The organism is uncultured Paraglaciecola sp., from assembly GCF_913020055.1.
In the GTDB taxonomy this organism is placed as follows: domain Bacteria; phylum Pseudomonadota; class Gammaproteobacteria; order Enterobacterales; family Alteromonadaceae; genus Paraglaciecola.
On sequence record NZ_CAJWCF010000024.1, the window covers coordinates 1 to 12,987 of the forward strand.

The 12,987-nt window shown below is 40.1% G+C and carries 15 protein-coding genes; 13 read left to right on the forward strand and 2 right to left on the reverse strand.

Annotation, left to right across the window (positions count from 1 at the left end; all coding sequences use genetic code 11):
* From QZ488_RS07100 to QZ488_RS07150, 11 genes are all read left to right on the forward strand, one after another.
* Nucleotides 1-471, forward strand: a 471-nt coding sequence (locus QZ488_RS07100) for a TIGR02281 family clan AA aspartic protease (protein ID WP_293747139.1), incomplete at its 5' end; no start/stop codon positions are given.
* A 44-nt stretch (nt 472-515) separates the two neighbouring features.
* Entirely contained in the window at nt 516-1,376 is an 861-nt protein-coding gene (nadC, locus tag QZ488_RS07105; RefSeq protein WP_293747140.1) for a carboxylating nicotinate-nucleotide diphosphorylase, read from the forward strand.
* Between the two features lie 224 nt (nt 1,377-1,600).
* The gene (locus QZ488_RS07110) at nt 1,601-2,029 is read left to right on the forward strand and encodes a prepilin-type N-terminal cleavage/methylation domain-containing protein (RefSeq protein ID WP_293747141.1); all 429 of its coding nucleotides are present in this window, start codon (nt 1,601-1,603) and stop codon (nt 2,027-2,029) included.
* A gap of 76 nt (nt 2,030-2,105) precedes the next feature.
* Entirely contained in the window at nt 2,106-3,314 is a 1,209-nt protein-coding gene (locus QZ488_RS07115) for a type II secretion system F family protein (protein ID WP_293747142.1), read from the forward strand.
* Between the two features lie 103 nt (nt 3,315-3,417).
* A complete protein-coding gene (locus tag QZ488_RS07120; protein WP_293747143.1) occupies nt 3,418-4,311 on the forward strand; it encodes an A24 family peptidase in 894 nt (297 codons plus the stop codon).
* A 28-nt stretch (nt 4,312-4,339) separates the two neighbouring features.
* Entirely contained in the window at nt 4,340-4,960 is a 621-nt protein-coding gene (gene coaE / locus QZ488_RS07125; protein WP_293747144.1) for a dephospho-CoA kinase, read from the forward strand.
* A gap of 105 nt (nt 4,961-5,065) precedes the next feature.
* Nucleotides 5,066-5,818 (forward strand): cell division protein ZapD, encoded by a 753-nt coding sequence (gene zapD / locus QZ488_RS07130; protein ID WP_293747145.1) that lies wholly within the window; start codon nt 5,066-5,068, stop codon nt 5,816-5,818.
* Between the two features lie 36 nt (nt 5,819-5,854).
* On the forward strand, nt 5,855-6,097 hold the full coding sequence (gene yacG, locus QZ488_RS07135) for a DNA gyrase inhibitor YacG (RefSeq protein ID WP_293747146.1): 243 nt from the start codon (nt 5,855-5,857) through the stop codon (nt 6,095-6,097).
* Nucleotides 6,098-6,249: 152 nt separating this feature from the next.
* The gene (locus QZ488_RS07140) at nt 6,250-6,990 is read left to right on the forward strand and encodes a glutathione peroxidase (protein WP_293747147.1); all 741 of its coding nucleotides are present in this window, start codon (nt 6,250-6,252) and stop codon (nt 6,988-6,990) included.
* A gap of 117 nt (nt 6,991-7,107) precedes the next feature.
* Entirely contained in the window at nt 7,108-8,133 is a 1,026-nt protein-coding gene (locus QZ488_RS07145) for an alpha/beta fold hydrolase (protein WP_293747148.1), read from the forward strand.
* An 11-nt stretch (nt 8,134-8,144) separates the two neighbouring features.
* Nucleotides 8,145-8,684: a DUF1697 domain-containing protein gene (locus tag QZ488_RS07150; RefSeq protein WP_293747149.1), complete on the forward strand. Its 540-nt coding sequence runs from the start codon at nt 8,145-8,147 to the stop codon at nt 8,682-8,684.
* Nucleotides 8,685-8,730: 46 nt separating this feature from the next.
* On the opposite strand, the gene rsgA is transcribed toward QZ488_RS07150, so the two are convergent.
* A complete protein-coding gene (rsgA, locus tag QZ488_RS07155; protein ID WP_293747150.1) occupies nt 8,731-9,783 on the reverse strand; it encodes a ribosome small subunit-dependent GTPase A in 1,053 nt (350 codons plus the stop codon).
* A gap of 367 nt (nt 9,784-10,150) precedes the next feature.
* Between rsgA and QZ488_RS07160 the strand changes: the two genes are divergently transcribed.
* Both QZ488_RS07160 and trxC read left to right on the forward strand, forming a co-directional pair.
* Nucleotides 10,151-11,248: a glutathione S-transferase family protein gene (locus tag QZ488_RS07160; protein ID WP_293747151.1), complete on the forward strand. Its 1,098-nt coding sequence runs from the start codon at nt 10,151-10,153 to the stop codon at nt 11,246-11,248.
* 18 nt (nt 11,249-11,266) lie between these two features.
* The gene (gene trxC / locus QZ488_RS07165; RefSeq protein ID WP_293747152.1) at nt 11,267-11,698 is read left to right on the forward strand and encodes a thioredoxin TrxC; all 432 of its coding nucleotides are present in this window, start codon (nt 11,267-11,269) and stop codon (nt 11,696-11,698) included.
* A gap of 54 nt (nt 11,699-11,752) precedes the next feature.
* On the opposite strand, the gene QZ488_RS07170 is transcribed toward trxC, so the two are convergent.
* A complete protein-coding gene (locus tag QZ488_RS07170; protein WP_293747153.1) occupies nt 11,753-12,919 on the reverse strand; it encodes an acyltransferase family protein in 1,167 nt (388 codons plus the stop codon).
* Nucleotides 12,920-12,987: the final 68 nt, after the last annotated feature.

Consider the following 12,987-nt stretch of genomic DNA (forward strand, 5'->3'; position numbering starts at 1 on the left):
ATTGTCGCTTGGGTCATTGGGTTGGGCTTGTTAACCCTATTGTTTGATGATCAGCTTGCTAAGCAGTTTAATCCTAATGCCGAGCCTATCTCGTCATCTAGTCAAGGTGTACAAGAGGTGCGGCTCAAACAAAATCGCGCTGGACATTATGTCAGTGGTGGGGCTATTAATGGTCAACCCGTAATATTTTTATTAGATACTGGGGCTACTCACGTATCTGTGCCTATGCATTTAGCCGAGCAACTTAACTTGCAAAAGGGCAGTCTGTCTTGGGTGCAAACCGCCAATGGCCGTGTACAAGTAGCGCAGACTAACATTCAACGATTGTCTATTGGTGATATTCAATTAGATAATGTCAGAGCTAACTTAAATCCCGGTTTTAGAGATAATGAAATACTGCTGGGAATGAGTGCATTAAAACAATTAGAATTTAGCCAAAAAGGCGATTGGTTAATTTTACGTAACCTATAAGCCACTAAACCTTCTTATGTTAAGAGAGTCGTATTAGAGAACCTATGCAAGATATAGATATTAAATCAGCCGTTGAAATTGCGTTGTCAGAAGATTTAAACGGACAACATCCAGACATTGGCGACATTACCGCTAATTTGATCCCCGTTACCCAAAGTATTACAGCCGATATTATCACCCGTGAAGATTGTGTGTTAGCTGGCGCGGCTTGGGTCACAGAAACGTTTAGGCAACTTAACAAGGATATTAAGTTGAATTGGTATGTGAAAGATGGCGACCAGTTAAAAGCTAACCAATCAATAGTTAGAGTGAGCGGTAATGCTAGGCATATACTAACGGGTGAACGCACAGCGTTAAATTTTTTACAAACACTTTCAGGCACGGCAACAGTCGTTGCAAAATGTGTAAAAGAGTTAGCGGGTACCAATACACAATTATTAGACACCCGTAAAACGATACCTGGTATGCGCCTCGCGCAAAAGTATGCTGTGACCTGTGGTGGTGGTAAAAATCACCGTATGGGGGTATTCGATGCTTACCTGATAAAAGAAAACCATATTCTAGCTTGTGGTTCGATACAGGCCGCGGTAACTAAAGCAAAGGAACAACACGCAGATTTACTCGTGGAAGTAGAAGTTGAAAATATTCAAGAATTACATCAAGCAATTGAAGCTAAGGCCGACATTGTGATGTTAGACAATTTTAACTTAGACATGCTGAAGCAGGCGGTCATTGTCAACAAAGGTCAGTGCAAGCTAGAAGTTTCGGGCAATATTACTATTGATAGGTTAAAAAAATTATCTGCATTAGGAGTGGACTTTATTTCCTCCGGAGCGCTTACTAAGCATGTTCAAGCGATAGATTTGTCCTTAAGAGTAATTGAAACTCGTTCTTCGAAGCTTTGATTGTTGTGCTTATATAATAGCTTGTAAAAGAATGTTTGGAAAAAGAATGACAGGTCTGTTTTGAAGGTGAATTTTTATGGCTCAGACTTAGGTATGTATCTGCATACTTGTCAGATGCTCAACTCGTTCTATACTGAACAGGAATTCAAAAACAACGCCCTAACTCGGCAACCGGCAAAACTTTTAAAACTTAATTTTACACAAAATGTGTTGGAGATAAAACCATGAACATGACTCAAATGAATAATGCAAAAAAACAAGGCGGCTTCACTTTAATCGAATTGATGATTGTTGTGGCTATTATCGGTATTTTGGCAGCGATTGCTTTACCAGCCTACCAGTCTTATACAGAAAAAGCGCGTTTTACTGAAGTAACTAACGCCACTTCAGCAGCAAAAACCGCGGTTGAAATATGTGTGCAAATGGGCACACCTCTTCTTAGCTGTGTTGGCGGTTCTAATGGCGTTCCAGCAGACATCACTGCAGCTGCAGGGATTGTTGGATTAACTACTGCGGCAAGTGGTGTAATCACAGCGATAAAAGCTACAGATTCAACTATTACAGGTACGGGTAGTTATACATTGACTCCTACAGTGACTGGTAGTGGCAACTTAACTTGGGGCATTGCTTGCGACCCAACTACACTTTGCTAAGTTTATAACTTTTCAGAAATATAGCCCGGACTCTCCGGGCTTTTTTGATTTAGAACTTGAATAAGTAAGGTAAATTATGGCTACTGCACCCACAATATTTGTCTACAACGGCTCCAATAGACGCGGCCAGATGGTTAAGGGCGAGATTTCCGCTACTTCCATTGTTGAGGCTAAGAATCAGCTTCGTAGGCAAGGCATTTCAGCTAAAAAAGTCAAAAAGCTAGCTAAACCCCTGTTGGGCGGAGGCGATAAAATTAAAGCAGTAGATATTGCTCTTATTTCAAGGCAAATAGCTACTATGTTAAGTGCTGGTGTTACATTGATTCAAACCTTAGATATGATCGCTTCGGGACATGCAAATAGGAAAATGCGAGAGTTATTGGGTGAAATTGGCGCTAGTGTTAGCGCAGGTAACCCCCTTTCAGAGACGTTGCGTAAACACCCGGATTATTTTGATGACTTATATTGCGATTTAGTGGAAACCGGCGAGCAGTCAGGAGCGTTAGAAACTATCTACGATCGGATTGCAATCTATAAAGAAAAAGCCGAAGCCCTTAAGTCCAAAATCAAAAAAGCGATGTTTTACCCTATAGCGGTTGTTGTTGTGGCGTTTATTGTTACGACCATTCTGCTGATTTTCGTGGTGCCTCAGTTTGAAGAGATTTTCTCTAGTTTTGGTGCTGAGTTGCCAGCGTTTACTCAGTTTGTTTTAGGTATTTCTCGGTTTATGCAAGATTATGGTTTGGTTGTAGGCGGTGTCGTCTTTGCAGCAGGCGCTCTTTTTGCTAGAGCCCATAAAAAATCATTGAAACTCAGAGATTGGGTGGATGCTAAAACCTTGAAGATCCCAGTTATTGGTGAAATTCTTAAAAAAGCCTCTGTTGCTAGATTTACCCGTACTTTGGCGACTACTTTTGCTGCTGGTGTTCCTCTTATCGGCGCATTAGATTCTGCCGCGGGTGCTGCGGGTAACTCAGTATTTCGTGATGCCATTTTATTTGTCAAAAAAGAAGTATCTGGTGGTATTCCTATGAATGTCGCCATGCGCACTACAGCGGTGTTTCCTGAAATGGTGGTGCAGATGATTGCCATTGGTGAAGAAGCGGGTGCGGTTGATGAGATGTTAAGCAAAGTCGCAACCATATATGAAGCCGAGGTCGACGATATGGTGGATGGTTTAACTAGTCTACTAGAGCCAATGATTATGGCCGTTCTGGGTGTGGTAATTGGTGGATTAATTGTTGCTATGTACTTGCCAATATTTGAAATGGGTAACGTGGTTTAACGTTTTTACTTAATCAACAGTCTTCTACCTCATAGCTTGCCGGATAAAATTCTGGCAAGCTACTCTCAATAATATTTATCTCTAACTTTTTATAAGTCTATTTATGCAAGCATCGTTTCAATTAATGGCTGAATCACCGGCCTTTTTTATGGGTTTTGTGTTTATCGTCAGTTTGATGGTGGGCAGTTTTCTAAATGTGGTGATCTATCGTTTGCCCGTTATGATGGAAAAATCTTGGAAGGCCGAAATAGCCGAGTATACGGCTTCACAAAATGTAGAGTCACCTGCTACAACAAGCCCTGCAGAACCCCCATTCAACTTGGTCAAACCTGACTCAACTTGTCCAAAATGCCAGCACAAAATTAGAGCGTGGGAAAATATACCTTTAATTAGTTGGTTAGTGTTAAGGGGTAAATGTAGTCAATGTAAGAATCCAATTTCTATCCGTTACCCTTTAGTTGAGCTAGCCACTGGTTTATTGTCAACTTTGGTCGCCTGGCATTTTGGTTTTGGTTTAGCGGGTTTTGCCGCAGTCGTAGCCACGTGGTTGTTGATAGCCATGACCTTTATTGATTTAGATACCATGTTATTACCCGATCAATTAACGCTATCGCTATTGTGGTTAGGCTTATTACTAAGTATCGAGAGTCCTTTTGTCACTAGCCAAGACGCCTTAATTGGTGCTGCGTTGGGTTACCTAAGTTTGTGGAGTCTGTACTGGGCGTTTAAATTGCTAACCGGCAAAGAAGGCATGGGATATGGTGATTTTAAATTGCTGGCCGCAATAGGCGCTTGGGTAGGATGGCAACATTTGCCAGTGGTGATTTTGTTGTCTTCATTTGTTGGCGCGGTTGTTGGGGTGACCTTGCTAACAGTGCAAGGTAAAGATAAGAGTCATCCAATTCCATTTGGCCCTTATTTAGCCGCGGCCGGTTGGTTAACCTTACTATATGGTGATTGGATAGTGACTCAATATTGGCGGTGGATGTTGCCATGAGTGGTGCTTGTTATGAGTGGTGCTTGTTATGAGCGATTATGTTGTTGGAATTAGCGGTGGTATCGGCAGCGGTAAAACCACAGTGACTAATTTATTTGCAGAATACGGCATTGAGGTGATTGATGCTGACTTGATTGCCAGAGAAGTAGTTGAGCCTGGTACTCTGGGCCTTAGCGCAATAATTGATAAATTTGGTCAGTCAGTTCTTGATGATACAGGACACTTAAATAGGGCGACCCTGCGAACTCTGGTTTTTAACGATATTGCTGTTAAGGATTGGCTAAATCAACTTTTACATCCCCTCATAAGAGAGCAAATGTTAGTGCAGACTGAAAATGCCAAATCAGTATATTGCCTTTTGAGCGTGCCATTGTTGGTTGAAAATAAGTTATATGAGCAAGTTGATAGGGTGGTGATTGTAGATGTGGATGAACAAGTGCAACTACAAAGAACGGTATTGCGAGACAAAACCAATGAACAACAAATTCGTGCAATTATGGCTGCCCAAGCAACCAGACAGCAACGTTTAGCCGTGACTGATGACGTGATTGATAACAACGGCCAAACTGAAGATTTAGCCAAACAAGTCACGCAATTACACAAACATTATTTGTTGTTAGCACAACAAAAACAAATATCTGTTAAATAGAGATTGATTTTAGCCTATTGATTTGACTAAAAATTCTTTACAATACTTATTCACAACATATGTCCACGGCATGTGTCGCAGGTTAACCATAATAAACAGGTCATCATGTCTCAAGCAATTTACGAATTTCCACTCAATGAAAAGGTACGTACTTACCTTAGGCTTGAGCAGTTATTTAAGCAGCTTGAACAGGGTAAAATTGCAAGTGAAGATTGGCAATATATTAACTTTCTAGACTGTCTTTTCACTTTACTGGATTTGTCAGAACGCATTGATTTGCGCAACGACGTGCTTAAAGACATTGAGTCACACGAAAAAAATCTGGTTATTTGGTCGCAACATCCAAATATAGATGACGAAGCACTACAATTTGCTTTACAAAAAATTCTTCGTTTACGTGAGTCATTAAAAAGTAATAAAAAAGTCGGCGCAGAACTTAAAGAAGATAGATTCTTAGCCTCCATTAGACAGCGTTTTTCTATTCCTGGTGGTACCTGTAGTTTTGATTTACCCAATTTACATTATTGGTTGCAACAACCTAATGACAACAAGCAACACGATATAAACCTTTGGTTACAAGAGCTCACCCCTATTCAACAAGCAATGGAGATCACTCTGTCGTTTCTACGAGAAAGAGGGCGTTTTAGCGAAGTTGAAGCTGAAAAAGGTTTTTTCCAAGGTATTGCAGAAGATAAAAATGAGCTGATCCGTGTGTTAAGTTCAACCGACGCAGGGTATTACCCTATGCTTTCAGGTAATAAATATCGCTATGCCATTCGTTTTACTTTGTTTACCCCTACCATGCAAGGTAGCTCTTCTGTCGACAGTAAGGTGAGTTTTAAGCTGGCGTGTTGTTAAACTTTTCTATATTTCTATTCGAGGTTTTTTATTCCTATGCCAACTACGGTCAATTGTCCTAACTGCAAAAAACAAGTGACATGGATCCAAAGTAATCTTTTTCGTCCGTTTTGTAGTAAAACATGTCAGTTAATCGATTTAGGTGAATGGGCCGACGAGGAAAAAACCATTCCGTGTGGTGCAAACAAAGATCAAGAAACGATTAAATTGCCAGATTTCGATATTGAAGACATAGAAGCTATGTTAATTGAACAGTCTGAAGATTTTTTTAAGGATTGATTAGGCTCTGTTGACCATTCATATCTCGGCGATATATGAAAAGTTAATAGGCTATCTAGATTAACTTAATCGGTATTAATTATTTTAAATGATTAATAAAAATATGTATCTTAGCCTCACTTAATTTTATTAATTTTAGATTGGAGAAAAATATGTCTAACCCAAATTTTGAAGATAAATCAGGACAAGCCGTACCACAATGTAGTTTTGCTGCACGCGTTAATGATGAGTGGGTGAAACTCACTACTGACGACCTGTTTAAAGGCAAAACAGTAGTTGTTTTCTCTTTACCTGGAGCCTTTACTCCTACTTGTTCTTCTACGCATTTACCTCGTTATAATGAATTGGCCAAAACTTTTAAAGCCAATGGCGTAGACGATATTATTTGTTTGTCTGTTAACGATACATTTGTCATGAACGCTTGGGCAGAAGACCAAGAATCGGATAATGTGACGCTAATTCCTGATGGAAATGGTGAATTTACCGATGGTATGGGTTTATTGGTAGATAAATCTGAAATTGGTTTTGGTAAGCGCAGCTGGCGTTATTCCATGCTGGTTAAAGATGGCATAGTAGACAAGATGTTTATTGAACCAGATTTACCAGGTGACCCCTTTGAAGTATCAGATGCAGATACTATGCTGGCTTATGTTGCCCCAGAAGCGAAGTGCTCGGTAGCGACTGCTATTTTGACCAAACCAGGTTGTCCTTTCTGTGCTAAAGCGAAAAACTTGCTTGATGAAAAAGGTTTTGAATACGAAGAGTTGGTTATGGGTAAAGAAGTATCGTTTACTACGCTTAAGGCTCTTTCTGGTAGCGAATCTTGGCCTCAGGTATTTATCGGCGGCAAGTTAATCGGCGGTTCTGACGATTTAGAAGCGTATTTCGCCTAAATTTTCTAATGATTAAAAATGGCGCTTATAAGCGCCATTTTTTGTGTCTGTAAATTAGTAAATCGCTACACAACTGGATATAGTAGTGGGCTACTCAATAATACAAGTTCACTCTTAATGAAGTTATTTTTACCGCTGTTTATTTTGGCTACTAGTACCTACTCTTTTGTCGCCACATCCCAGTCTATTGAGTCAGAATTTGATAAGTTTGATGCTATTTATCAAGTACAACTAGGTACCACTAGCGGCTGCCAATCACCTGAATTGAATGTGTTTAAGGTGTGCTCAGAAAATTTAAAAAATGACGGTAATGCGCCTTATATTTTACATCACGCTAAAGCTACCAAAAAAGTGGTGGTATTGTTTCATGGGCTAAGTGATTCGCCATTTTTCCTTCGTTCAATCGCTCAATCTATACATCAGCAAGGTAATAATGTGGTGGTTGCGTTGGTCCCCGGTCATGGTAAAAAACAAGCCGATGAAGATATGCAAGACGCCGGATTAGCCGATAGATGGCGCGGGCATGTGTCAGAAATAATGGATTTCTCGTCTAGTTTAGGCGAACAAGTTTATGTTGGTGGTTTTTCAACTGGCGGTGTCTTGGCCACTGAATATATTTTACAAAATCCTCAAGCAGTTAAGGGCTTAATGTTATTTTCTGGAGCTTTGGCATTAGACTCAAGTGTTGAATCATTGGCCAAAGTGTGGGGAATACAATGGTTAGCTAAAATCTTAGATGGTGAATATAAGACTCAAGGGCCAAATCAATTTAAGTACCCAAGTGTTGCACGCTTTGCAGCATTTGAATTAACAGAAGTCATTTTTTCAGTACGAGAATTAATTGAACAAGGAGCGACACTAAACCTACCAATTTTTGCCGCTCACTCAATGGCAGACAAAACTACGCCGATCGAAGGTGTTAAGAATCTTATGGCTGTAAACAAAGGCCCCAATACATTGTTTGAAATTTCTGAAGATTTGGATGTGTGTCATGCGGATGTGGTAGTAAACGAAAAACAAATATCTGATATGCAATACGATACCTCAATGCTGGAAGAAATAATGCCTTGTGATGTGCCCAAAGCCAATCCAAAACATGCAGAAATGCTTGTTTCTTTGCGCCAGTTTTTGACGGCCCATTAGAGCGAAATGGCATGAATAGCTGGATAGTTCTGCTTAGAGGGATCAATGTTGGAGGTAAGAACATTGTGCCTATGCAACAACTAGCCGAAATGTTGAATGGTGTTGGTTGTCAAAATGTTCAAACCTATATCCAAAGTGGCAATGTGTTGCTACAACACTCTGAATCAAACGCACAAGTGTTATCTGAAATCCTTGCCGATGCGATGCTGCAAACCTTTGGTTTTCAACCTCAGATGTTACTGTTGACCCTGGCTCAATTTGAGCAAGCAGCTGCCAATAATCCTTTTCCTGATGCGCAATCTGAGCCTAAAACATTACATGTGTTTTTTCTTGCTGAAGCTAGTACTGTGTCAACTTTAGAACCATTATCGATGATTCAAGCAGAGTCTGAATCTTTTTCACTTGTGGAGCAGGTGTTTTATTTACATGCTCCACAAGGCATTGGCCGATCAAAGTTGGCTGCTAAGGTAGAGAAAATATTAAGTGTGCCAACCACTGCCAGAAATTGGAATACTGTGAGTCATTTACTGACATTAGCTAATCGAAATTAATGCGGCTAGCGAGCCGCATTAATTCTATATGTTGATTGCTATTATTCTAACGTTCTTGTCGTGACTTTTTTTCTTTTAAGCTATTTTTAATAAACTTACCAAACACCCTGTCTTGCTGGTGAGATTGAGCAAGGGTTAAACTATTCCTCGCTTGTTCTTTTAGTATTTTTTGATAGTTTGTTAGTCTTCGAGGGTCCAACGTCCCCGCATCTAAAGCTTTTAAAACTTCGCAGCCCGGCTCAGACTGGTGTTGGCAATTGCTAAACTTACACTGCTTTGCAATCAGCTCTATATCAGAAAATACTGCTTTGATTCCCTCCTCACAATCGGTGAGTTGCAACTCGCGCATTCCAGGACAGTCTAATATTAATCCACCTTCACTGGTAAAATATAACGAACGCCCTGTAGTCGTGTGCCGCCCTTTGCTGTCATCATCTCGCACCTCGGCGGTGGCTTCTTGCATGGCACATAGTGAATTGGATAAGGTGGTTTTACCCACCCCTGAAGAACCCAGAAGCACCACTGTTTGCCCAACCTTGCACCAATCGTTGAGTTTTTGCACATCTATGCTGTCTAGGGCATTGAGCATCAACACCACTAGATGAGCTTGCAACTCATGTAATTGCGCTAAATAGCTTTGCCGCTGTTCTTCACTAATCAAATCTGCCTTAGTTAAAACTAAAACGGTATCCACTTGCGCTTCTTTGGCTAATGCTAAATAACGTTCGATGCGAGATAAATTAAAATCATGATTGCATGAGCTAACAATAAACGCTGTATCTACGTTAGCCGCAATCAGTTGACTGGTATTAGAGCCGGGTGATTTTCGTTGAAAAACACTCTGCCTTTCTAATAAAACTGGGGTACCTGATTGTGTATTTGGCATTAGTATCCAGTCACCTACAGTGCCGCCTTGTAAGATAGGGTATTGCGCTAGATCTAGATTAAGTTCGCCGTGTTCGCCTAATACAATCAGGCGATTTCTAAAAACTTGGGTGATTCTATAGGGAGCAGCTTGCTCTAAATTGTCTAAAGTGAGCTGTTGGTTAAAAAATGTTTTCCAACCTAATTGAGTTAAGGTGTAATTTTTTTCAGACATGATAAGTCCTGTTGTCTATTTTTAAAATGGGTCGATTTACAAACAAAAAATAGTCATCGCTCGCCAAGACAACGGGTAGTGGGGTAAGAGTTCAAACAACTCTTAGTTTAGACAGCTACCCGCTCAAGTAGAGCAATGGGGGCAGTTACAACAATCATCAAAAATCTCCTTAGGAATAGCAAATATTTATTGCTTGATAAAAATAACAGTGCGCAGAACACGTGTAAAGGTAAAAACGATATATGTCTATGAAAGTCTATAGATAACCATCAATCAAAGAAATGCTGCTTAGCTGAAAGCGTTTTACTCTAGAGCCGGTATATATATTACAACCATGTATTAGGTTAAATCATCTAAAGGATAAAACATGTCAGAACAATACACACTTTATGGCGCACCCATGTCTTTATATACGGGAAAGGCTCGAGCATATTTGACGTTTAAAGGTCTGCCATACGCAGAAGTGTTTTCCTCGCTAAAGGTCTATAAGAGTGTCATTGTTCCCAAAACAGGTGTCCGTTTTGTGCCTGTAGTCAAAACGCCTGAAGATGAATATTTACAAGATACCGCACAGATTATCGATACTCTCGAACAACGCCATCCTCAACGCTCGGTTATCCCCACAAGCCCTAAACAGAAGTTGGTTTCTTATTTATTTGAAACCTGGGGTGATGAATGGTTAGTGATACCCGCTATGCATTACCGTTGGAATAAAGCCAACTTCCCTTTTATTTACCAAGAGTTTGGTAAGGTTATTGCACCGAATATGCCTAGCTTTATTCGGGCTTTTATTGGTAAAAAAATCGGTGCGAAGTTCAAAGGGTTTGTACCTTTGTTAGGGATTACTGATAAGAGTATTCCTGCGATTGAAGATTGGTATGAAAACCATGTTTTGCCGCTATTGGATAAACATTTTGCTGAGCATGATTATCTACTAGGCAGTAAACCTTGTTTAGGTGATTTTGGTTTAATGGGTCCATTATATGCTCATTTATACCGGGATCCCGAGCCAGGCGCTTTAATGAAAAAAATAGCACCTAACGTGGTCAAATGGGTTGAAAGAATGAATCAACCGCAAGATGTTGAAGGTGAATATTTAGCTGACGACCAAATTCCCGAATCTTTGTATTTTCTGCTTACACGTATGTTTAAAGAGCAGTGGCCAGTGTTAGTCAATACAGTGAAAAGTTTAGAAACATGGGCTGAGCAAAATCCACAAAATGTCGAGATCCCCAGAACCATAGGAGAACATGAGTATACTATTGGTGAAACTACGGAAAAACGTGCCATTGGTACCTTTCACCAATGGAAAGTACAAAGAATATTAGATTGTTATCACCAATTTGATGAGCAGCAAAAATTATCAGTCGATACTTTTTTGCATTCAGTAGGTGGATTAGACAGTATGCAGTTGGATATTAAAAAGAAACTGAATAGAGTGAACAATAAATTAATATTCAATTAACCCAGTTTAGGAAGCCTTATGCACATAGTTTGTTCCCATTGCCTTGCAATAAACCGTATACCAGAAGATAGAAGTCATACTCAGGCCAAATGTGGTAAGTGTCAGCAAGCGGCTTACTCTTCAAGTCCAGTTGAGTTAAATGATTCTTCTTTCTATCGTTACATTGAAAAAAATGATTTGCCTGTGATCGTCGACTACTGGGCAAGCTGGTGTGGCCCTTGTCAGGCTATGGCTCCGGTGTTTGCGAGTGTTGCTAAACAGTCAGAAGAATTGTTATTTGCTAAAGTGAATACTGAGCAAGCGCAAAAAGTTTCGGCTGACGCCAGCATTCGTAGTATTCCTACTTTAATCTTTTTTCATCATGGTAAAGAAATCGATAGGATTGCTGGTGGTTTAAGTGAGTCACAATTGAAAAACTGGATAGTGCAAAGTTTACAAAAATTGGCTTAATTTTTGGTAGTTGAAAAGCCCCAAAAGTGGTTTTAGTCTTTTGGGGCACCAAATTCACACGTTATCGGGTTTCTTCTTGCCATTTAACAACCAGCCAATAGGTGTCCATTTTACGAATAATACGTAACTAATTAAACCAATGAAAAGAGTGCCGAAAGAGCTAAGTAAAAATTCAATCAGCATTGGCCATTCTTTATCGAGTAAGTAAAACTGAAGCCACATCAATACTGGTAAATGAATGAGGTAAACCCAGTACGATGAGTCTGCAATCAATTTCATGCTGTCGTTTTGTTTATTAAACAGTTTACGTCCAACAATTAATAAGGCCAGGCTCATAAAGGCACTGATGTAAGCTTGCAAGGTTGCAAGACCTGCTTGTTTTAAATCGATAGCTGGCGAAGTAGCCATGACTGTCATTATTTCTTGCATGCTGGTATGTCTTGGGTATATTTCAAAAAATAGGATGTAGGCGGCAACACTTGTTCCTAGCATCATCCAAACATAGGGTTGAAGTTTGTCTAAAAAGTCTTGATGACTAAATAACCCATAACCAAACAAAAAGAACAAACCAAAGAAACCAAATGACCATAACTGCGGGATAAACTGTTCAGGAGCAGGAATAGGCGTATGCTGTGTTATTAGTGCAGGCACTAATAAAAGTGGCGCTAACAGCAAGAACAGCTTTGGCGACTTGACGATACGGGACATCCAATCAAATTTAACCCATTTCACCACTACCGCAGTGACGATGAAAAAAAACGTTAGCTGGTACAGAAACCATAAGTGCATAGTGGTTACTGGTGGTGGCGGTGCATCAGGGTACTGCGCCATCATGGCGATTAAACTCAGCATGGGTGATTTTGTTTCAACACTTTCCAGTGCCCAGCCAATCAGAATGGCAAAAGAGGCAAGCACTAAAGGTAGAAATATCGATAGTGGCAAGGTAATGCGCATTAGGCGATTTTTTATCATCGCGCCTAAGCCTCTTTTTTGAATTAACAAAGCCACAAAAAAACCGGCTATCAAAAAGAACAATGGCATACGGAATGTGTGACTGAAAAAAGCGATAAAATCGACTATCTCAGAATTTTGTGGGCTGGCTGGTAACCAAACCTCTTTGAGTGATGGACTGTAAGCTAATACTGCGTGGAAAAATATACCAAGTAACATGGCAAACGCCCGTAAATTATCCATATAATGGACACGACTATGACTACCCATAATGAGCACCTCTTAAAAGTTAAGTTGAAAGTTAATTTGAAGTAAGCGGCTTAATTAAGCCTTAGTGA